The organism is Bradyrhizobium sp. AZCC 1578 (assembly GCF_036924675.1).
Taxonomy (GTDB): Bacteria; Pseudomonadota; Alphaproteobacteria; order Rhizobiales; family Xanthobacteraceae; genus Bradyrhizobium.
Genome location: NZ_JAZHRZ010000001.1, coordinates 4,074,441 through 4,094,264, shown reverse-complemented (window position 1 = coordinate 4,094,264; position 19,824 = coordinate 4,074,441). Strand labels below are relative to the sequence as shown.

At 62.8% G+C, this 19,824-nt stretch carries 19 protein-coding genes; 12 read left to right on the top strand and 7 right to left on the bottom strand.

The features are described from left to right. Window positions 1–150: 150 nt before the first annotated feature. The 5 genes from rbfA to V1290_RS19505 all read left to right on the top strand — a co-directional run bounded on the left by rbfA (window position 151) and on the right by V1290_RS19505 (window position 5,432). On the top strand, window positions 151–564 hold the full coding sequence (gene rbfA / locus V1290_RS19525; protein WP_065746435.1) for a 30S ribosome-binding factor RbfA: 414 nt from the start codon (window positions 151–153) through the stop codon (window positions 562–564). After that, on the top strand, window positions 564–1,718 hold the full coding sequence (gene truB / locus V1290_RS19520; RefSeq protein WP_334365913.1) for a tRNA pseudouridine(55) synthase TruB: 1,155 nt from the start codon (window positions 564–566) through the stop codon (window positions 1,716–1,718). Before rbfA ends, truB begins: the two co-directional genes overlap by 1 nt. Before the next feature lie 2 nt (window positions 1,719–1,720). After that, window positions 1,721–1,990, top strand: coding sequence for a 30S ribosomal protein S15 (gene rpsO, locus V1290_RS19515; RefSeq protein ID WP_028347859.1), 270 nt, complete (start codon window positions 1,721–1,723; stop codon window positions 1,988–1,990). Window positions 1,991–2,304: 314 nt separating this feature from the next. Next, complete coding sequence (gene pnp / locus V1290_RS19510; RefSeq protein WP_334365912.1) at window positions 2,305–4,461, top strand: polyribonucleotide nucleotidyltransferase; 2,157 nt, start codon at window positions 2,305–2,307, stop codon at window positions 4,459–4,461. Window positions 4,462–4,685: 224 nt separating this feature from the next. Then, window positions 4,686–5,432: a superoxide dismutase gene (locus V1290_RS19505; protein WP_334365911.1), complete on the top strand. Its 747-nt coding sequence runs from the start codon at window positions 4,686–4,688 to the stop codon at window positions 5,430–5,432. Window positions 5,433–5,501: 69 nt separating this feature from the next. Here V1290_RS19505 and katG read toward each other — a convergent pair whose 3' ends face one another. After that, a complete protein-coding gene (katG, locus tag V1290_RS19500; protein WP_334365910.1) occupies window positions 5,502–7,655 on the bottom strand; it encodes a catalase/peroxidase HPI in 2,154 nt (717 codons plus the stop codon). Between the two features lie 103 nt (window positions 7,656–7,758). On the opposite strand from katG, the gene V1290_RS19495 reads away from it, so the two are divergent. From V1290_RS19495 to V1290_RS19480, 4 genes are all read left to right on the top strand, one after another. Then, the gene (locus V1290_RS19495; protein WP_334365909.1) at window positions 7,759–8,697 is read left to right on the top strand and encodes a LysR substrate-binding domain-containing protein; all 939 of its coding nucleotides are present in this window, start codon (window positions 7,759–7,761) and stop codon (window positions 8,695–8,697) included. A 28-nt stretch (window positions 8,698–8,725) separates the two neighbouring features. Then, window positions 8,726–9,181: a GNAT family N-acetyltransferase gene (locus tag V1290_RS19490; RefSeq protein WP_334365908.1), complete on the top strand. Its 456-nt coding sequence runs from the start codon at window positions 8,726–8,728 to the stop codon at window positions 9,179–9,181. A gap of 80 nt (window positions 9,182–9,261) precedes the next feature. Then, window positions 9,262–10,098, top strand: a complete 837-nt coding sequence (locus V1290_RS19485; RefSeq protein ID WP_334365907.1) for a hypothetical protein — start codon at window positions 9,262–9,264, stop codon at window positions 10,096–10,098. Window positions 10,099–10,289: 191 nt separating this feature from the next. Continuing rightward, window positions 10,290–10,886, top strand: coding sequence for a glutathione S-transferase family protein (locus V1290_RS19480; protein ID WP_334365906.1), 597 nt, complete (start codon window positions 10,290–10,292; stop codon window positions 10,884–10,886). Between the two features lie 137 nt (window positions 10,887–11,023). Here the strand turns inward: V1290_RS19480 and fabI are convergent, their stop codons facing one another. From fabI to fabA, 3 genes are all read right to left on the bottom strand, one after another. Next, entirely contained in the window at window positions 11,024–11,830 is an 807-nt protein-coding gene (gene fabI / locus V1290_RS19475) for an enoyl-ACP reductase FabI (protein WP_334365905.1), read from the bottom strand. Between the two features lie 171 nt (window positions 11,831–12,001). Continuing rightward, window positions 12,002–13,225 (bottom strand): beta-ketoacyl-ACP synthase I, encoded by a 1,224-nt coding sequence (fabB, locus tag V1290_RS19470; protein WP_334365904.1) that lies wholly within the window; start codon window positions 13,223–13,225, stop codon window positions 12,002–12,004. A gap of 61 nt (window positions 13,226–13,286) precedes the next feature. Continuing rightward, window positions 13,287–13,811, bottom strand: a complete 525-nt coding sequence (fabA, locus tag V1290_RS19465; RefSeq protein ID WP_057844746.1) for a 3-hydroxyacyl-[acyl-carrier-protein] dehydratase FabA — start codon at window positions 13,809–13,811, stop codon at window positions 13,287–13,289. A gap of 356 nt (window positions 13,812–14,167) precedes the next feature. On the opposite strand from fabA, the gene irrA reads away from it, so the two are divergent. Beyond that, window positions 14,168–14,638: an iron response transcriptional regulator IrrA gene (gene irrA, locus V1290_RS19460; RefSeq protein ID WP_334369096.1), complete on the top strand. Its 471-nt coding sequence runs from the start codon at window positions 14,168–14,170 to the stop codon at window positions 14,636–14,638. 127 nt (window positions 14,639–14,765) lie between these two features. Here irrA and V1290_RS19455 read toward each other — a convergent pair whose 3' ends face one another. Next, window positions 14,766–15,293, bottom strand: coding sequence for an SH3 domain-containing protein (locus tag V1290_RS19455; RefSeq protein WP_334365903.1), 528 nt, complete (start codon window positions 15,291–15,293; stop codon window positions 14,766–14,768). A gap of 344 nt (window positions 15,294–15,637) precedes the next feature. Between V1290_RS19455 and V1290_RS19450 the strand changes: the two genes are divergently transcribed. Next, window positions 15,638–16,639: a 2-hydroxyacid dehydrogenase gene (locus V1290_RS19450; RefSeq protein WP_334365902.1), complete on the top strand. Its 1,002-nt coding sequence runs from the start codon at window positions 15,638–15,640 to the stop codon at window positions 16,637–16,639. Window positions 16,640–16,750: 111 nt separating this feature from the next. On the opposite strand, the gene V1290_RS19445 is transcribed toward V1290_RS19450, so the two are convergent. Beyond that, window positions 16,751–17,710 (bottom strand): LysR family transcriptional regulator, encoded by a 960-nt coding sequence (locus V1290_RS19445; protein WP_334365901.1) that lies wholly within the window; start codon window positions 17,708–17,710, stop codon window positions 16,751–16,753. 118 nt (window positions 17,711–17,828) lie between these two features. Between V1290_RS19445 and V1290_RS19440 the strand changes: the two genes are divergently transcribed. Then, window positions 17,829–18,821 (top strand): aldo/keto reductase, encoded by a 993-nt coding sequence (locus V1290_RS19440; RefSeq protein ID WP_334365900.1) that lies wholly within the window; start codon window positions 17,829–17,831, stop codon window positions 18,819–18,821. 3 nt (window positions 18,822–18,824) lie between these two features. Here the strand turns inward: V1290_RS19440 and V1290_RS19435 are convergent, their stop codons facing one another. Then, window positions 18,825–19,628: a HesA/MoeB/ThiF family protein gene (locus V1290_RS19435; protein WP_334365899.1), complete on the bottom strand. Its 804-nt coding sequence runs from the start codon at window positions 19,626–19,628 to the stop codon at window positions 18,825–18,827. Window positions 19,629–19,824: the final 196 nt, after the last annotated feature.

Here is a 19,824-nt window from a genome sequence, read left to right as displayed (position 1 = left end):
GCTTGGAATTTTTGAACTAAACCGTCATGCCCCGCCTTGTGCGCAATTGCGCACTGGGGTGGGGCATCCAGTAGCCATCGCAATTAACTTGAGCACGGAATACTGGATCACCCGCTGTCGCGGGTGATGACGACAATTGGGATTTCGACAATGCCCCGCCACCACAACAAGGGTTCCGCTCCCGGCGGCTCGCAACGACAATTGCGCGTCGGCGAAACGGTGCGCCATGCGGTCGCCGATATTCTGTCGCACGGTAACGTGCACGACCCCGACCTCGAAGGCCACATCATCACCGTTCCCGAGGTGCGAATGTCGCCGGACCTGAAACTCGCGACGATTTACGTGATGCCGCTCGGTGGACGCGACACCGACGTCGTGATTGCGGCGCTCGAACGCAACAAGAAGTTCCTGCGCGGCGAGATCGCGCATCGCGTTAACTTAAAATTTGCTCCCGACCTTCGCTTTCGCGTCGACGAACGATTCGACGAAGCGGAACGGATCGAGAAATTACTGCGAACACCTGCGGTGCAAAGAGACCTCGCACCCGATTCGGACGACAAGTGATGGTTACGACCGCTGCCAACCGCGCGATCGAGCAGCAAACTGCCGATTCGCACGACCCTGAAAAAAATAATTTTTCCGATTCACGCAACGATGGTGAACGCCGCGTCGACAACGGCGAACGCCGCGCGGACGATAGTAATCGCCGCGACAACAACGATCCGCGCCACACCAAACAGCCGCGCCAGAACAACCAGCCGCGGCGCGACAAGCGCGACGTTCATGGCTGGGTGATTCTCGACAAGCCGATCGGCATGACCTCGACGCATGCGGTCGCCATTCTCAAGCGCCTGTTCCAGGCCAAGCGCGCCGGCCATGCCGGCACGCTCGATCCGCTGGCGTCCGGCGGCCTGCCGATCGCGCTCGGCGAGGCCACCAAGACGGTTCCGTTCGTGATGGACGGCCGCAAGCGCTACCGCTTCACGGTCGCCTGGGGCGAGGAGCGCGACACCGACGATACCGAGGGGCGGGTGACCCAGCGCAGCGAACTCCACCCGTCAGCGGACGCGATCCGGGCCCTGCTGCCCCAGTTCACCGGGCTGATCGAGCAGATCCCACCGCAATATTCGGCGATCAAGGTCCAGGGCGAGCGCGCCTATGACCTGGCGCGGGACGGCGAAACCGTCGAATTGAAGCCACGGCCGGTCGAGATTCACGAATTAACCCTTGTAGAACATGGAGATAGCGGTCAATCCGTGTTCGAGGCGGAGTGTGGCAAGGGCACCTATGTCCGGGCCCTGGCCCGCGATATCGGCCGGATTCTGGGCTGTTTCGGCCATATCTGCGCGTTACGGCGGACGTTGGTCGGCCCGTTCCGCGAGACGGACATGATTCCGCTGGAAGAATTGGAGGCTTTATGCAATAGAGCCGCGTCTGGCGAGGGAAGCCTCGCCGACGCGCTTTTGCCCGTTGAGACCGCGCTGGACGACATCCCGGCACTGGCCGTCACACGGGCTGATGCGGCAAGGCTCCACAGGGGCCAGGCCGTTTTGTTGCGCGGACGGGATGCGCCCAATAGTAGCGGCACAGTCTATGTCACGGTGGCAGGCCGCCTTTTGGCGCTTGCTGAAATTGGCAATGGCGAACTCATCCCCAAGCGCGTGTTCAACCTGACCGGGCTGACTGCCAGTCCCGGTCGCAGCAATGAGAGAGTTTGACGATGTCGATTACCGCCGAACGCAAAGCGGAAGTCATCAAGACGAATGCCACCAAAGCCGGCGACACCGGCTCGCCCGAGGTCCAGGTTGCGATCCTGTCGGAACGCATCAACAATCTCACGGGCCACTTCAAGACCCACGTGAAGGACAATCATTCACGCCGCGGCCTCCTGAAGCTCGTGTCGACGCGCCGCTCGCTTCTCGACTACATCAAGAAGAAGGACGAGGCGCGTTACAAGGCGTTGCTCGAAAAGCATAACATTCGCCGTTGATTTGAGTGTGCGCGCGCGCAGTTTGCGCGCGCATGATTTTCCGAAGAAGCGGACTCCAGTTTTTGGAGACGATCATGCGCAAGGAGCATCATCCGACAAGGATCGTGCTCGACAAACGTCCAGCAGCAATCCGGCCGCTGGACAGGGCAAGGTGCCCATGACTGCCGGGAGGATGGACGCCATCCGAAAGATAAAGACCATGGCAGGATCGCCGGGGTGCTGATCTCATGTTGCGATCAGCGTCCCGCCATCTTGCGCATGGTCTTTGTGTTTTTGGGCTCCGCTCTCTCGTGAACCCATGAAAGAAGACCACTATGTTTAATACGCATTCCGTCGAGATCGACTGGGGTGGACGTCCCCTCAAGCTGGAAACCGGCAAGATCGCCCGTCAGGCCGACGGCGCCGTGATGGCGACCTATGGCGAGACCGTGGTGCTTGCCACCGTCGTTGCCGCCAAAGCGCCGCGCGAAGGCGTCGACTTCCTGCCGCTGACCGTGGACTACCAGGAAAAGACCTACGCCGCGGGCCGCATTCCGGGCGGCTACTTCAAGCGCGAGGGACGTCCGACCGAAAAGGAGACGCTGGTTTCCCGCCTGATCGATCGCCCGATCCGTCCGCTGTTCGCCGACGGCTGGCGCAATGAAACCCAGGTAATCGTCACCGTGCTCTCGCATGACATGGAGAACGATCCCGACGTGCTGTCGATGGTCGCCGCCTCGGCCGCGCTGACACTGTCGGGCGCTCCGTTCAAGGGACCGATCGGCGCCGCGCGCGTTGCCTTCAGCAACGACGAATACATCCTCAACCCGACGCTCGATGAAATGACCGACACGCAGCTCGACCTCGTCGTCGCCGGCACGTCGGACGCGGTGCTGATGGTCGAATCCGAAGCCAAGGAGCTCTCGGAAGAGATCATGCTCGGCGCGGTCATGTTCGGTCACCGCCACTTCCAGCCGGTGATCAAGGCGATCATCGAGCTGGCCGAAAAGGCCGCCAAGGACCCGCGCGAAGTCACCATCATCGACAACAGCGAGATCGAGAAGGAAATGCTCGGCCTGGTCGAGCAGGACCTGCGCTCGGCCTACGCGATTCCGGTCAAGCAGGAGCGCTATGCAGCGGTCGGCAAGGCCAAGGAAAAGGTGATTGCGCACTATTTCCCGGAAGGCCAGGAGCCGAAATACGACAAGCTGCGCATCGCCGGCGTGTTCAAGGAGCTCGAAGCCAAGATCGTTCGCTGGAACATTCTCGATACCGGCAAGCGCATCGACGGCCGCGACGTCAAGACCGTGCGCAACATCATCGCCGAAGTCGGCGTCCTGCCGCGCGCCCATGGTTCGGCGCTGTTCACCCGCGGCGAGACCCAGGCGATGGTCGTGACCACGCTCGGCACCGGCGAGGACGAGCAGTACATCGACGCGCTGTCGGGAACGTATAAGGAAACGTTCCTGCTGCACTACAACTTCCCGCCCTACTCGGTCGGTGAAACCGGACGCCTCGGCGGCACCAAGCGCCGCGAGATCGGCCACGGCAAGCTCGCCTGGCGCGCGATCCACCCGGTCCTGCCGCCGCACCACGAATTCCCCTACACGGTGCGCGTGGTCTCCGAGATCACCGAATCCAACGGCTCCTCGTCGATGGCATCGGTGTGCGGCGCTTCGCTGGCGCTGATGGATGCCGGCGTTCCCTTGAAGCGGCCGACCGCTGGTATCGCGATGGGCCTGATCCTGGAAGACCAACGCTTTGCGGTTCTGTCCGACATTCTCGGCGACGAGGATCATCTCGGCGACATGGACTTCAAGGTCGCCGGCACCGACCAGGGCATCACCTCGCTGCAGATGGACATCAAGATCGAGGGCATCACCGAGGAGATCATGAAGGTCGCGCTCGGTCAGGCGAGGGAAGGGCGTGTCCACATCCTCGGCGAAATGGCCAAGGCGCTGACCAACGCCCGCGCCGAGCTCGGCGAATACGCGCCACGGATCGAGACCTTCAAGATCGCGACCGACAAGATCCGTGAAGTGATCGGCACCGGCGGCAAGGTGATCCGCGAGATCGTCGAAAAGACCGGCGCCAAGGTCAACATCGAGGACGACGGCACCGTCAAGGTCGCCTCCAACGACGGCGAGGCGATGAAGGCCGCGATCAAGTGGATCAAGTCGATCGCCTCCGATCCGGAGATCGGCCAGATCTATGAGGGCACTGTGGTCAAGGTGATGGAGTTCGGCGCCTTCGTGAACTTCTTCGGCGCCAAGGACGGCCTGGTCCACATCAGCCAGCTCGCCGCCAGCCGCGTGCAGAAGACCTCCGACGTCGTTAAGGAAGGCGACAAGGTCAAGGTCAAGCTGCTGGGCTTCGACGACCGCGGCAAGACACGGCTGTCGATGAAGGTGGTCGATCAGGTGACCGGCGAGGACCTCGAGGCCAAACAGAAGGCAGAAGGCCAGGCGCCGCGTGAAGCCGCCGGCGAGTAAGGCATCGCTAAAATGTGAACAAAAGGGCGGCCGAACGGCCGCCCTTTTTTGTTGGCGGCCTGAGTTACATTGTCGGGACGGCAGCACCTGTGCGATTACGTCGCAGGCTTACGAGGACAGAAAACGAAACCCGATCCTGCCCATCATCCGTACATTGCCGCGCGCAGCGGCCTACGGCGTTCTGTCCAACGGATATTCACTCAGTTCACTTACAGGAGAAGTCGATGCCATCCATGTCCCGACGCCACTTGATGTTTGCTGCAACCGGTATCGCGGCCGTGGCTACAGCCCCACGTCTCGTCTTCGCGCAGGCCGCCGCTCCCGCCCCGGCCGCCGCCCCAACCGGGCCGTTCACGCTGCCGCCGCTGACCTATCCGACCAACGCGTTCGAACCCCACATCGACGCCAAGACGATGGAAATCCACCATGGCAAGCACCATGCAGCCTATGTCGCCAACCTCAACAACGTCGCCAAGACCAATGCGCAATTGGGCACGGCGAAGATCGAGGACGTGCTCGGCAACCTGAATGCGCTCGACGACAGCATCAAATTCACCGTCCGCAACAATCTCGGCGGCCATGCCAACCACACCATGTTCTGGGAGATCATGGGTCCGAACGGCGGCAAGCCGGAAGGCGAGGTGCTGGCGGCGATCGACCGCGATCTCGGCGGCATGGAAAAATTCCAGAACGATTTTAATGCTGCCGGCGGACGCCAGTTCGGCTCGGGCTGGGTGTTCGTGACGGTGGGCAAGGACGGCAAGCTTGCGATCGAGACCCGTCCGAACCAGGACAATCCGATGATGGACGGCAAGCGCGCCCTGATGGGCAACGACGTCTGGGAGCACGCTTATTACCTGAACTACCAGAACCGCCGCGCGGATTATCTGAAAGCGTGGTGGAATACGGTGAACTGGGCCAAGATCGCCGAGCGTTATGCCGCGGCGAAGGCCGGTACACTCGGCGTTTGAGCGCATCCCAAGTGAAAAGGGCGGCCTCTCGGCCGCCCTTTTTTGTTTTCCGGATGGCTCTTGCCAGGATCAGGCGATGTCGAATCGATCGAGGTTCATCACCTTGGTCCACGCCGCCACGAAATCCTTCGCAAACTTCTCCTTCGAGTCCGTGCACGCATAGACTTCCGCGAAGGCGCGGAGCTGCGAGTGCGAACCGAAGATCAGGTCGACGCGGGTGCCGGTCCACTTGACGGCATTCGTCTTGCGGTCTCGGCTCTCGTATACGCCGTCGGAGCCGGCGGGCTGCCATTGCGTGCCCATGTCGAGCAGGTTGACGAAGAAGTCGTTCGTCAGCGTGCCGGGCTTTTGGGTGAACACGCCGTGCTTCGACCCGCCGAAATTGGCGCCGAGGACACGCAGGCCGCCGACGAGAACTGTCATCTCGGGCCCCGTCAGCCGCAGCAACTGCGCCCGGTCCACCAATGCTTCCTCAGGCTTCATGAACTGGTGCTTCTTGGCGCTGACGAAGTTGCGGAAGCCGTCGGCACGCGGTTCGAGCGGGGCGAAGGATTCGACGTCGGTCTGCTCCTGCGAGGCGTCCATGCGACCCGGCGAGAACGGAACCTTGACGTCCAGTCCGGCGTCCTTGGCGGCTTTTTCGACCGCCGCGCAGCCGGCGAGAACGATCAGGTCGGCAAGCGAAACCTTCTTGCCGAACTCCTTCTGGATCGACTCTAATTTCTGCAGCACGGTCTTGAGCTCGGTCGGCTGGTTGACCTCCCAGTCCTTCTGCGGGCTGAGGCGAATCCGCGCGCCGTTCGCGCCACCACGCTTGTCGGAGCCGCGGAACGTCGAGGCCGATGCCCATGCGGTCGAGACGAGCTGGGACACCGACAGGCCGGAGGCGAGAATCTTCGCCTTCAGCGCGGCGATGTCCTGCTCGCCGATCAGCGGATGATCGACCGCCGGAATCGGGTCCTGCCAGATCAGCGTTTCCTTCGGCACCAGCGGGCCGAGGTAACGCGCGATCGGGCCCATGTCGCGGTGCGTGAGCTTGAACCAGGCACGCGCGAACGCATCCGCGAACTGGTCCGGATGCTCGTAGAAGCGCCGCGAGATCTTCTCGTAGGCCGGGTCGAGGCGCAGCGACAGGTCGGTGGTCAGCATGGTCGGCACATGTTTCTTCGACTTGTCGTAGGCGTCCGGGATCGTGGCTTCCGTCCCTTTTGCCTTCCACTGCTTCGCGCCAGCCGGGCTCTGCGTCAGTTCCCATTCGTTTTCGAACAGGTTCTTGAAGAACAGATTGCTCCACTTGGTCGGCGTCTGCGTCCAGGTGACTTCAGGGCCGCCGGTGATGGCGTCGACGCCGACGCCCGTGCCATGCTTGCTCTTCCAGCCGAGGCCCTGATCCTCGAGCGCACCGCTTTCCGGGTCCGCTCCGACCAGCGACGGATCGCCGGCGCCGTGGGTCTTGCCGAACGAGTGGCCGCCCGCAATCAGGGCGACGGTTTCCTCGTCGTTCATCGCCATGCGGAAGAAGGTCTCGCGGATATCCTTGGCCGCCGCGATCGGGTCCGGATTGCCGTTCGGCCCTTCCGGGTTGACGTAGATGAGGCCCATCTGCACGGCGCCGAGCGGCTCGGCGAGCTGGCGTTCGCCGCTATAGCGTTCGTCGCCGAGCCAGGTGCCCTCAGGCCCCCAGAACAGCTCCTCGGGCTCCCAGACGTCGGGGCGGCCGCCGGCGAAGCCGAACGTCTTGAAGCCCATCGATTCCAGCGCGACGTTGCCGGCCAGAATCATCAGGTCGGCCCATGAGATTTTCCGGCCGTATTTCTGCTTGATCGGCCACAACAGCCGGCGCGCCTTGTCGAGGTTGGCGTTGTCAGGCCAGCTATTCAGCGGCGCGAAGCGCTGCTGACCGGCGCCGGCGCCGCCGCGGCCATCCGTGATGCGGTAGGTGCCCGCGCTGTGCCACGCCATGCGGATCATCAGGCCGCCGTAGTGACCGAAGTCGGCCGGCCACCATTCCTGCGAGTCCGTCATCAACGCGTGCAGGTCCTTGATCACGGCATTGAGGTCGAGCGTCTTGAATTCCTTGGCGTAGTCGAACGCCTCGCCCATCGGATCGGAGAGCGTGGAATTGCGGTGAAGGATCGAAACGTCGAGCGCGTCCGGCCACCAGTCGCGGTTCGTGCGTGCGCGGTTGCCGCCCGAGAACGGGCATTTGGTCTTGTCATCCATGATTGTCTCCTGAGGTCGCTTCCTGTTCGGATTGGAAGCACTCTAAGCAGTGCCTTCCATCAGGTAAAGTTGATTTTAATGATCGATCTGATAAGATATTCTGATGATCCAGATGACACTCAGACAGCTTCGCTATTTCGATGCGCTGGCACGTCACGGCCATTTCGGACGCGCAGCAGAGGCATGTTCGATCTCGCAGCCGGCGCTGTCGATGCAAATCAAGGAAATGGAAGAGGTCCTGGGCGGCGTGCTGCTGGAACGAAGCGCGCGACAGGTGACGCTGACGAAATTCGGCGAAGAGATCGTCCAGCGTGTCCGCGACATCCTGCGCTCGGTCGACGAACTCGGAGATTTTGCCCGTGCCTCGCGTGACCGGCTCGCAGGGCGCTTACGCATCGGCATGATTCCTACGATTGCGCCCTATCTTTTGCCGAAGGTAATCGAGAATCTCGCGCGCCTGCATCCGGAGCTCGACATTCACGTGCGCGAGACGCTAACGCCGAAGCTGATCAAGGAAGTTGTCGAGGGCCGGCTCGATACCGCGATCGTTGCGCTGCCGGTGTCGGAGCCTTCACTGACCGAGGTCGCGTGCTTTTCTGAGAATTTCCTGCTGGTGCGGCCGGGCGAGGATGAAGGAACGCCGGTACCGAGCCACGACACGCTGCGCGAAATGCGGCTCTTGCTGCTCGAGGAGGGCCATTGCTTCCGCGATCAGGCGCTGTCGTTCTGCAACATGCAGTCCTCGCCGCCGCGGGAAGTTCTGGACGCGAGCTCGCTGTCGACGCTCGTGCAAATGGTCGGCGCCGGTATCGGCGTCACCCTGATCCCGGAAATGGCGGTCGCGGTGGAAACCCGCTCGGCGCCGGTCTCCGTTGCCCGCTTCAGGAATCCGCAGCCGTCGCGAACCATCGGCATGGTCTGGCGCAAGACAAGCCCGCTCGCCGGACAGCTCCAGCAAATCTCCGAAGTGGTTTGCCTCGCAGCCGACGCATTGCGCGAACAGCGCAAGACGGGATCGTCATCACGGAAATCACGGACCTGACGCATCAGGCGCCTCGGGAGATATCACCGTGTCACAAATCATCATCCGCCTCGCCCGACCAGACGAGTATGACCGTATCGCCCGGGTCTGGATGGACAGTTGGGTCTCGACCGGATTGGAAGATGCCAGCGACGCCCTGCTGGCAAAGTTGCGCGCGCGTGTCCCGATGGAGGTGGAGAAGGGCTGGAGCCTTTACGTCGCCGACGACAACGGGAAATTGGCGGCGATGCTCGCGTTGCATCTTTCAGATCGCTATCTCGACCAGTTGTTCGTCGCGCCGGAATATCAGGGCAACAGCGTCGGACGCCAACTACTCGCCTTTACGCGCAAACATCTGCCGGACGAAATCTGGCTGCGCTGCGTGCGCGAGAACGAAAAGGCCTGGCGCTGGTACGAGCGCGAGGGCTTTGTGTTCGAGAGGGAAGAGGTCGAACCGGCGATCAGCCGCTTCATGAAATATTATCGCTGGCGAAAATCGGCGTGAAGGCCATCGCTCGGCTTGCGGACGGAGCCTGCACCCTCTAGTTTATTTGCTCACTGTCATCAACTCTCGTTCTTCAGGCCATGTTCCGTAGCTTCGCTGCCGCCATCGTCGTGTCATGCTTCGCGATAGACGGGTGGGCCCAGTCCCCTTCAGCAACGAACGCCCCGGCGGCATCGACACCCGCAAGAGCCGCCGCAAAGAAGGCGGCGCCCAAGGCCAAGGCGGCCGCGAAGCAACCGGTTGCCGCGGAAACGGGTCCCTGCCGACTTGGCGTCATTTCGGCGCTCGGGGACCGCTTTGCCGTACAAAGATTTGGCCTCACGATATTTGAGACCGAGGAGAGCGCGGTCACGGTCGAGGGGTGGGGACTCGATGATCTCGTAGTCGCGCGGGTACGCGCGGCAACCGGCACTGATCCAGCCGTGCGGAGGATCACCTATCCGAAGGGCGCGTTTGAGCCCTTCTATAATCCGACGTCACGATTCTTACCCGATCCCCGCGAGGGCCTGCCGGCGATCGTCAGAAGCATCACGCCGACTGCGAACTGCGAGCGCTACCTTGTTGTAACCCGATTCAAGGGGCAGGTGCCGGGCACCAATCTGATGCTTGACGGCATCGGCGCATATAGTCGCGGACTAGGATCGGTCGTCAGGCACTCGCACCTGTTCGCCAATGTTGGCGTGACTCTGCTCGACGGCGGCAACTACGAGACTATTGGTCGTCCGTTCGCTGGCTTAGGCACGCGACTGGCCGAAGGCTTGCGACTGACCGAGGATCCGCTCACCAAACTCGACAACTCGCTGTTTCCCGAGCCGGCGACAGCCGTTCCGGGTAATGCGATGCTTCGCGAAAGAACCCGTGCGCTGGTTGCGGCAAGGCTCGATCAGACGCTGCCCGACTATCTCAAGAACGATTGAGCACTCCTGCATAGCGGGGCCCCGGTGGTTAGAGTCTCTGGAAACTGCCAACCGATCTGCTGCGCGAAATGAAGTTGACCAACATATCGTTGGAGCACGGCTCGTTGGTTCCAGGCATAGTGCGTTGCCAATTCGCGGCAGACGCGCAATGAACAAGCGCTGTTCGTCCACGCCGAAGAAAGGCTCGTCCCATGATCCAACTCTACTGGTCGCCGCGCTCCCGCTCCTTCTCCGCGATCTGGCTGCTGGAAGAAGCCGGGCTGCCTTATGAACGCGTGCTCACCGACATCACTACGGGCGCGCAGAAGGCGCCGGAATATCTAGCGATCAATCCGATGGGCAAGGTGCCGGGATTGAAGGACGGCGACGCCGCGCTCGGGGAGGCGGCAGCGATCTGCGCCTACATCGCCGACCGCTATCCCGAAACCAACCTTGCGCCGGCCGCCACCGATCCGCTGCGCGCAAGATATCTGCAGTGGCTGTTCTTCTCGCCGAGCTGCATCGAACCGGCGCTGATCCAGCTCTTCACGAAGCTGGAGGTGCCGTCGAGCACAGCGTCATGGGGCAGTGCGACCCAAACGTTCGACGTGCTCGATGCCGCCCTGCAGAAGGGCCCCTGGATTCTCGGCGAGAAGTTTTCGGCCGCCGACATCATGCTCGGCTCGGGGCTGAATTTTGCGGTGCGGATGTTCAAGATGGTGCCGCCACGGCCGTCATTCGACGCTTATATCGACCGCTGCGCGGCGCGTCCGGCCTTTCAGCGCGCGGAGAAGATCGCGGCGGGGTGAACCTCGCCGTCATCACCGCCTTGTGCGCAATTGCGCACTGGGGCGGGTGATCCAGTATCCCAGAGACGTTGGTGATTGAAACGAGAGGCCGCGGCGTATTGGATGCCCCGCATACGCGGGGCATGACGAGAAATGGGCTATTCGGCCGTTCCCTTCAGCTCTTCGGGTCGCGGCATCGAGATCACGTTGTAACCGGAATCGACGTAGTGGATTTCCCCGGTGACACCGCCTGACAGGTCGGACAACAGATAGAGCGCGGAGCCGCCGAGTTCTTCCAGCGTCACGCCGCGACCGAGCGGCGAGTGTTTCTGCTGGAAGGCGAACATCGCGCGCGCATCGCCGATGCCGGAGCCCGCCAGCGTGCGCACTGGGCCGGCCGAGATCGAATTGATGCGGATCTTGCGCGGGCCGAAGTCGGCGGCGAGATAGCGTACTGACGCTTCCAGCGCCGCTTTCGCCACACCCATCACGTTGTAATTCGGCATCACGCGCACCGACCCTCCGAAGGTCAGCGTGATCATCGAGCCACCGGTCTCGGGCATCAGCTCGGCGGCGCGCTTGGCGATTTCGGTGAACGAAAAGCAGGAGATCAGCATGGTGCGCGAAAAGTTCTCGCGCGTGGTATCGGCATAGCGCCCCTTCAACTCATTCTTGTCGGAGAACGCAATCGCGTGGACGACGAAGTCGAGCCCGCCCCATTTGGCCTTCAGCGCCGCGAAAACCGAATCGACGCTGGCAAGGTCTTCGACGTCGCACGACAGCACCGTATCGACGCCGAGCGATTGCGCCAGCGGCTTGACGCGCTTGCCGAGCGCCTCGCCCTGATAGGTGAAGGCGAGTTCGGCGCCCTGCGCGTGAAGCGTCTTGGCGATGCCCCAGGCGATCGAATGATCATTGGCGACGCCCATGATCAGCCCGCGCTTGCCTTTCATCAGGTCTTGCATCGTACGCTCGCTCCCATTGTCTTCGACGTCATCACCCGCGAATGCGGGTGATCCAGTAGTCCAGAGGCGTCAGTGATTTAGCCGAGAGGCCGCGGCGCACTGGATGCCCCGACGGAGCCTGTCATCGGGCTCGCCGAAGGCGAGACCCGGTGGCGGGGCATGACGAGTACATCACGCATCCAGCCGCTTGAACACCAGCGTGGCGTTGGTGCCGCCGAAGCCGAAGGAGTTCGACAGCACGGTGCCGAGCTTGGCGTTGTCGATGCGCTTGCGCACGATCGGCATGTCGGCAAACACCGGATCGAGTTCGGTGATATGGGCGCTCTCGCAGACGAAGCCGTTGTTCAGCATCAGAAGCGAGTAGATCGCCTCCTGCACGCCGGTAGCGCCGAGCGAATGGCCGGTCAACGCCTTGGTCGCCGAGATCGGCGGGCACTTGTCGCCGGTGCCGAACACCTTTCGGATCGCCTCGATCTCCGGCGGATCGCCGGCCGGCGTCGAGGTGGCGTGCGGATTAATGTAGTCGATCGGCGTCTTCACCGTCGAAATCGCCATGCGCATGCAGCGCTCGGCGCCTTCGCCCGACGGCGCCACCATGTCGTAACCGTCCGACGTCGCGCCATAGCCGACCAGTTCGCCGTAAATGCGCGCGCCGCGCGCCTTGGCACGTTCGAGCTCTTCCAGCACCACCACGCCGGCGCCACCGGCAATGACAAAACCATCGCGGCTGATGTCGTAGGGACGCGAGGCCGTCGCCGGCGTGTCGTTGTATTTGGACGACATTGCGCCCATGGCGTCGAACAGCACCGACAGGGTCCAGTCGAGCTCCTCGCAACCGCCGGCGAAGATCACATCCTGCTTGCCGATCTGGATCGTCTCATAGGCGTTGCCGATGCAATGGTTCGAGGTCGCGCAGGCCGACGAGATCGAATAGTTCACGCCCTTGATCTTGAACCAGGTCGCCAATGTCGCCGAGGCCGTTGATGACATGCCCTTCGGCACCGCGAACGGGCCGATCCGCTTCGGACCCTTGGTGCGCGCGATGTCGGCCGCTTCCACCAGCGTCCGCGTCGACGGGCCGCCCGACCCCATGATGATGCCGGTGCGCTCATTGGAGACTTCGTTGGGTTCAAGGCCGGAATCGCGGATCGCCTGCTCCATCGCGACGTGATTCCAAGCCGCTCCTTCGGCAAGGAATCGCATGGCGCGACGATCGATGACGTCAGCGGGATTGAGCGTTGGCGCGCCGTGCACCTGCGAGCGAAAACCGAGCTCGGCGTGCTTTTCCGCACGCGTGATGCCGGATTTTGCCTCGCGAAGGCTCGCAAGCACTTCCTGGGTGTTGTTTCCGATGGATGAGACGATACCCATCCCCGTGATGACAACCCGCCTCATGATCGCCTCGCCTCGCCGTTTACGTGTTCTGTGAAGGTTTGCTGCTGCGTGATCGTGTTGCTCAGCCGCCCGGCGCGGAGCCCTGCTTGAACAGCCCGACCTTCAGATCCTTGGCGCGATAGATAATCTCGCCATCCATGGAAAGCCAGCCGTCGCCGACGCCGAGCACCAGCTTTGAACGCATCACGCGTTTCATGTCGATGTTGTACACAACCTTGCGGGCGTTCGGCAGCACCTGGCCGGAGAACTTCAATTCCCCGAGCCCCAGCGCCCGGCCGCGTCCCTCGCCGCCGATCCAGCCGAGGTAAAATCCGACCATCTGCCACATCGCGTCCAGGCCAAGGCAGCCCGGCATGACCGGGTCATTCTTGAAGTGGCAGCCGAAAAACCACAGGTCCGGCTTCACATCGAGTTCGGCGCGGATCAGACCCTTGCCGAACTCGCCGCCCTTGTCGGTGATCTCGGTGATGCGGTCGAACATCAGCATCGGCGGCAGCGGTAGCTGCGCATTTCCGGGGCCGAACATCTCGCCGCGGCCGCAGGCAAGCAAATCCTCGTATTCATAACCGCTGCGCCGATCCAGCATCGTATTCAGCCTCACCTTAAGATGTCCCGATGGAGCGCTTTTGAGCGAACCGGACCCGTTTCCCCACGGGAGAACGTTTGGCTCCCGCAATTTGGCGCTACTTAGGGTGCTATCGGCACTAGTCTCTGCCGAAATCGCATATGTGGTCCGCGCGCTCTGTAACATAGGCATTACGGCCCGGCAAAGCACTGGAACGGGCTAAAACGCCCCATAGTCACGCTGGTTCCTCTTAACCTTGGGCCGGTTCTAGTTGCGAAAAACTTGCATCTACCTGATTTCCTTTTATATTGGGCAAGAATATTGCCCAAGTTAGCGCGTGTGGTACCGAAGTGGACAGAAACGACCAGACCTCGCCCCTGAACGACGACGGTATCGATCCGGCTGCCCGCGCCTCCGGACACCAGCCGGCGTTGACCGGCTGTCCATGGCACGACGTCAACGAAATGCTGCAGGCCGCGGGTCTTCGGCCCACCCGCCAGCGCATGGCGCTGGGCTGGCTGCTGTTCGGCAAGGGTGCCCGCCATCTGACCGCGGAAATGCTCTACGAAGAAGCGACGCTCGCCAAGGTTCCGGTGTCACTGGCCACGGTCTACAACACGCTTAATCAGCTCACCGACGCCGGCCTGTTGCGCCAGGTCTCGGTCGACGGCACCAAGACCTATTTCGACACCAACGTCACCGCGCATCACCACTTCTATCTCGAGAACAATCACGAACTGGTCGACATTCCCGATCCGCATCTGGTGTTGTCGAAGATGCCCGACGTGCCCGAGGGCTACGAGATCGCACGCGTCGACATGGTCGTGCGACTGCGCAAGAAGCGCTAGCTGTCGTCCCTGCGAACGCAGGACCCATAACCACAAATCTATGTTGTGAGGAAAGGCGTCTACCCGCGCGCCCTATTGAGAAGCCGCGGCGTATGGGTCACTGCGTTCGCAGGGACGACCAATATCCTCAATCCACCCTCTCGTCTGCATACACGCCCCATAGGCGCTGCTGCTCGATCCAGCCGTCAAAGCCGTTGCCGACGACGCGGCACCAGCCATTGGCGCATTTCTTGACTTGCGCGACGACGCCGGCTTGCAGGCGGGCCGCAACCGCGCTGGTCGGATCGGGACTATCGTACAGCGACGCCAACTCGTCCTTGCTCTTCATGGTTACGACCGCAGTGCGGCGGCCGGACAGCAGCGAATGATAGACCCAGCCCTCGGCGCCTTCGGAATCGCGCACGCGCCGCCAGTTCTCGAACTCGGCGGTGATTTCGACCGGCAGGCCCGAGCGGGTGTAGACCCAGGCGACGTCGTTGTCCTTGGTCGGACCGGCCCGCACATTCACATGATCGGATTTGAGGCTGACATATCGTGGCACCGGCAGGCCGCTCGTGGTGGTGGCCGAATCCTTGGCCGAAAACCCTGTGCTGACGGAAGCGACAAGCCAGCACGCCGCCAGCACCGCTACCGAACAGAAACGCCCCAACGCCATCAACCCGTCTCCTGCCGAGTCACGCCCAACTCGAATTCTCCGAGTTGAAACCGCCCGCTAACGCCCGAAACCCCAGACCCCGTGCCCCGCTTTGGCCGTACCCGGCTTGCGACGGCCGAGGGTTCTTGTCTTGGCCCGGTCTTCTGATAGAGAGGACGGAACGCCTAGAACCAGAACGCCTGGATTTTCCGCCGAAAATCCGAGGCAAGTATTGGGGAACCCAAGGGACTTAACCTCGGCAAACAGCCGGATACCGAGACCGCGTGGCCATCGCAGTGTCGAACAACCGGGTTAATGAGGTCTGAACGGCGCGCGTCTGCGCACCTCCCTCATGAGAGCAGGACATGTCGATCAAGAAAAAACCTCTCGTCGTCGTCACTCGCAAATTGCCGGACTCGATCGAGACCCGGATGCGCGAGCTGTTCGACGCGACGTTGAATCTCGACGACACGCCGATGACGCCGCAGCAGATTGCCGAAGCCAGCCGCTCGGCTGACGTGTTGGTGCCGACCGTCACCGACACGATCAGCGAGGAGATGCTCAAGCACCCTGACTGCAAGCTGCGCATGATCGCCAATTTCGGCAACGGCGTCGACAATATCGACGTCGCGGCGGCACATGCGCGCGGCATCACCGTGACCAACACGCCGAAGGTTTTGACCGAAGATACCGCCGACATGACCATGGCGCTGATTCTCGCGGTGCCGCGGCGGCTGATCGAAGGCGCAACGATCCTCCCCGACGGCAAGAACTGGCCGGGCTGGTCGCCGACCTGGATGCTCGGCCACCGCATCGGCGGCAAACGCCTCGGCATCATCGGCATGGGCCGCATCGGCCAGGCGGTGGCTCGCCGCGCGCGCGCCTTCGGCCTGCAGATCCACTATCACAACCGCCGTCCGGTGGCGCCTGTTATTGCCGAGGAACTCGGCGCGACCTATTGGGAAAGCCTCGACCAGATGCTGGCGCGGATGGACATCATCTCGGTGAACTGTCCGCACACGCCGGCAACCTATCACCTGTTGTCGGCCCGGCGGCTCAAGCTGATCCGCAAAGACGCCTACATCGTCAACACCGCGCGCGGCGGCGTGATCGACGAGGACACGCTGATCAAGCTGCTCGAAGCCGGTGACGTCGGCGGCGCCGGCCTCGACGTCTACGAGCACGAGCCCGCGGTCAATCCGAAACTGGTTCGGCTGGCGAAAGCCGGCAAGGTGACGCTGTTGCCGCATATGGGCTCGGCCACCATCGAAGGCCGCGTCGAGATGGGCGAGAAGGTGATCATCAACATCCGGACCTTCCTCGACAACCACAAGCCGCCAGATCGCGTGCTGCCCAGCATGCTGTGAGCGGGAGGCTTCAACGAAGTCGTCCCTGCGAAAGCAGGGACCCATAACCACAGGCCTTTGTGGTTACGACACGCTAGGGCCTAAGGTCTTCCTGACAAGCAACATCGGTGGTTATGGGTCCCGGCTCGCGCTTCGCTTGGCCGGGACGACGATAGATTTTTCGCTCTTCCGCTTCTCCCGCTTCCGCCAATCCGCAATAAACGCCACGAACGCGGCAAGCGCCGGCGGCGGCTGGCGACGGCTCGGATAATACAGAAACGGTCCCGGAAACGGCGGGCACCAGTCGTCGAGCACGCTGACCAGCGCGCCCGACTTGATGCCGTACCGAACATAACCTTCGAACGTCAGCCAGAAGCCCACCCCGTCATGGACGGCGCGCAACGCCAGCCCCAGATGGGTCGCGACCAGCTTGGCCGGCGGTGAAACCTTCACGACACGGCCCGCTTTCTCAAACTCCCAGTCCAGCATCGCGCCGCTGCCGAAGCGGGTGCGGATACAGGCATGGTCGAGCAGATCCTTCGGCACTTGCGGTCGACCATGCTGAGCAACATATTCCTTCGACGCCACCACTGCGTAACGCTGTGGCGCCCCGAGCGAGACCGCGATCATGTCCTGCGCCAGATGTTCGCCATAGCGCACGCCGGCGTCGAACCCGCCGGCGACGATATCGACAAACGAACTCTCGCCGACGATCTCCAGCTCGATCTTGGGATGCTTCTCGAGAAACGGCGCGACCATCGGCGCCATCACCAGGTCGATTGCCGGTGGCGGCGCGTTGATGCGCAAACGCCCCGACGGCACGGCCCGCAGGCCGCGCACCTGATCGAGCGCCGCGCCGACATCCGAGAGCGCCGGGCCGACGCGCCCCAGCAACAACTCGCCGGCTTCGGTGAGGGCTACGCTGCGCGTGGTGCGATTCATCAGGCGCACACCGAGCAGCTCTTCCATGTCGCGCAGCCGCTGGCTGATGCTTGAGACGGAGACGCCCTGCTCGATCGCGGCACGGCGGAAATTCCGGGTGCGCGCCACGGCAACAAAAACGTCGAGGTCGCGGAGGTCGAGATCTTTCATTGTTTGACATAGTGAACAAGCTGTTTGGAATTGTCCATCTTACCGGCTCAGTCGAAAAGGTCCATATCCGCCTCGTCATCACGGCGCAGATCCGGCGCCGACTACGAGGAGAACCGCCATGGAACGACGCAAACTCGGCTCTACCGGCCCAACCGTTTCTGCCATCGGCCTCGGTTGCATGGGCATGTCAGACTTCTACGGCCCGGCCGACCGCAGCGAGAGCATCGCCACCATCCACGCCGCGCTCGATGCCGGCATCACCCTGCTCGACACCGGCGATTTCTACGGCATGGGTCACAATGAAATGCTGATCGGCGAAGCGCTCGCTGCGCGCGGCCGCGACAACGTCCAGCTCAGCGTCAAGTTTGGCGCGCTGCGCGACCCCGCAAAGAACTGGTCCGGCTATGACAGCCGCCCGGCGGCGATCAAGAATTTCCTCGCTTATTCGCTGCAGCGGCTCCGCGTCGAGACCATCGACATCTATCGGCCGGCGCGGCTCGATCCGGCCGTGCCGATCGAGGAGACGGTCGGTGCGATGGCCGACATGGTGAAGGCCGGTTGGATCAGGCATATCGGCCTGTCGGAAGTCGGCGCGGAGACCATTCGACGCGCCCATGCGGTGCACCCGATCACCGACCTGCAGATCGAATACTCACTGATCTCGCGCGGCATCGAGGATGACATCCTGCCGACCTGCCGCGAACTCGGCATCGGCATCACGGCCTATGGCGTGCTGTCGCGCGGGCTGATCAGCGGACACTGGACGGCCGATCGCGGGACCAAGGATTTTCGTGCCATGAGCCCGCGTTTCCAGGGAGGCAATCTCGACGCCAATCTGGCGCTGGTGGATTCATTGCGTGCGATTGCAAGCGAGCTCGGCGCCTCCCCCGCACAGGTCGCGATTGCATGGGTCGCGGCGCAGGGCAACGACATCGTGCCGCTGGTCGGCGCCCGCCGCCGTGACCGCCTCGCTGAGGCGCTCGGCGCGCTCGATGTAAAACTGACGCGGGCTCACTTGTCCGCGCTGGCCGAGGCGTTTCCGCCCGGCGTGGCGGCCGGGGCGCGCTATCCGGAGTCGCAACTTGCGCATATGGACAGCGAGAAGCGGTGAATACTACGCCGCGTGCCCGCTCAAATCAGTGATCGTAGGCGTATCGCCGTTGAGCGGGTTTTGCGGATCGCGTGTGTAGCGCAATGTTTCAAACCGCATCGCGCGTGCATCGACCATCACCAGTCGGCCGACCAGGCTCTCGCCGAAGCCGACGATCTCGCGGATCGCTTCCAGCGCCATCATCGAGCCGAGCATGCCCGCCAGCGCGCCCATGACGCCGGCCTCGGCGCAGGCCGGTATGGTGCCGGGCGGCGGCGGTTCGGGAAACAGGCAGCGATAGGTCGGATTGAAGTGGCCGCCGGTGTCTCGTTCATGCGCCCGGATCGTGGTCAGCGATCCGTCGAACATCCCGAGCGCCGCCGTGATCAGCGGCTTGCCGGCAAAGAAGCAGGCATCGGAAACCAGATAGCGGGTCTCGAAATTGTCGGAGCCGTCGAGCACGAGATCGTAGTCGTCGATCAGCGACATCACGTTCCCCGCATCGAGACGCACGCCATGCGCCTCGAAACGAACGTGGGGATTGAGCGCGTGAACGGTCTCCGCGGCGCTGTCGACCTTGGGCCGCCCGATGTCCGGCGTGGCGTGGATGATCTGCCGCTGCAGATTGGACAGCGAGACCACGTCGTCATCGACAGCGCCGAGCCTGCCGACACCGGCCGCCGCCAGATACATCAGGACGGGCGCGCCAAGTCCGCCGGCGCCGATCACCAGCACGGATGCCGCTTTCAGGGCGGCCTGCCCGGGACCGCCGACTTCGCGCAGCACGATATGGCGGGCGTAGCGTTCAAGTTCGTCGGCGCTCAGCATGAGCGTGCTGTCCTTCCTTCGCTGGCAAACCCTCATGGTGAGGAGCGCGGAACGCGCGTCCACCGGACGATGCTTCGCATCGCCGGGATACCATGAGGCCCGGCCGGGCCTTCATCCTTCGAGACGCCGCTTCGCGGCTCCTCAGGATGAGGCGATAATCCCCCTGAACCGGGGCGCGGTTGTTGCCGACTAAACA

Excerpts from the sequence above, each read along its gene's own strand:
- V1290_RS19495 (WP_334365909.1), top strand. The coding sequence starts at position 7,759 with ATGATCCAGATGACACTCAGACAGCTTCGCTATTTCGATGCGCTGGCA.
- V1290_RS19455 (WP_334365903.1), bottom strand. The coding sequence starts at position 15,293 with ATGGCGTTGGGGCGTTTCTGTTCGGTAGCGGTGCTGGCGGCGTGCTGG.
- pnp (WP_334365912.1), top strand. The coding sequence starts at position 2,305 with ATGTTTAATACGCATTCCGTCGAGATCGACTGGGGTGGACGTCCCCTC.
- V1290_RS19480 (WP_334365906.1), top strand. The coding sequence starts at position 10,290 with ATGATCCAACTCTACTGGTCGCCGCGCTCCCGCTCCTTCTCCGCGATC.
- V1290_RS19445 (WP_334365901.1), bottom strand. The coding sequence starts at position 17,710 with ATGAAAGATCTCGACCTCCGCGACCTCGACGTTTTTGTTGCCGTGGCG.
- fabB (WP_334365904.1), bottom strand. The coding sequence starts at position 13,225 with ATGAGGCGGGTTGTCATCACGGGGATGGGTATCGTCTCATCCATCGGA.
- fabA (WP_057844746.1), bottom strand. The coding sequence starts at position 13,811 with ATGCTGGATCGGCGCAGCGGTTATGAATACGAGGATTTGCTTGCCTGC.
- V1290_RS19440 (WP_334365900.1), top strand. The coding sequence starts at position 17,829 with ATGGAACGACGCAAACTCGGCTCTACCGGCCCAACCGTTTCTGCCATC.
- katG (WP_334365910.1), bottom strand. The coding sequence starts at position 7,655 with ATGGATGACAAGACCAAATGCCCGTTCTCGGGCGGCAACCGCGCACGC.
- fabI (WP_334365905.1), bottom strand. The coding sequence starts at position 11,830 with ATGCAAGACCTGATGAAAGGCAAGCGCGGGCTGATCATGGGCGTCGCC.
- V1290_RS19485 (WP_334365907.1), top strand. The coding sequence starts at position 9,262 with ATGTTCCGTAGCTTCGCTGCCGCCATCGTCGTGTCATGCTTCGCGATA.
- rbfA (WP_065746435.1), top strand. The coding sequence starts at position 151 with ATGCCCCGCCACCACAACAAGGGTTCCGCTCCCGGCGGCTCGCAACGA.
- V1290_RS19505 (WP_334365911.1), top strand. The coding sequence starts at position 4,686 with ATGCCATCCATGTCCCGACGCCACTTGATGTTTGCTGCAACCGGTATC.
- V1290_RS19450 (WP_334365902.1), top strand. The coding sequence starts at position 15,638 with ATGTCGATCAAGAAAAAACCTCTCGTCGTCGTCACTCGCAAATTGCCG.
- truB (WP_334365913.1), top strand. The coding sequence starts at position 564 with ATGGTTACGACCGCTGCCAACCGCGCGATCGAGCAGCAAACTGCCGAT.
- rpsO (WP_028347859.1), top strand. The coding sequence starts at position 1,721 with ATGTCGATTACCGCCGAACGCAAAGCGGAAGTCATCAAGACGAATGCC.
- V1290_RS19435 (WP_334365899.1), bottom strand. The coding sequence starts at position 19,628 with ATGCTGAGCGCCGACGAACTTGAACGCTACGCCCGCCATATCGTGCTG.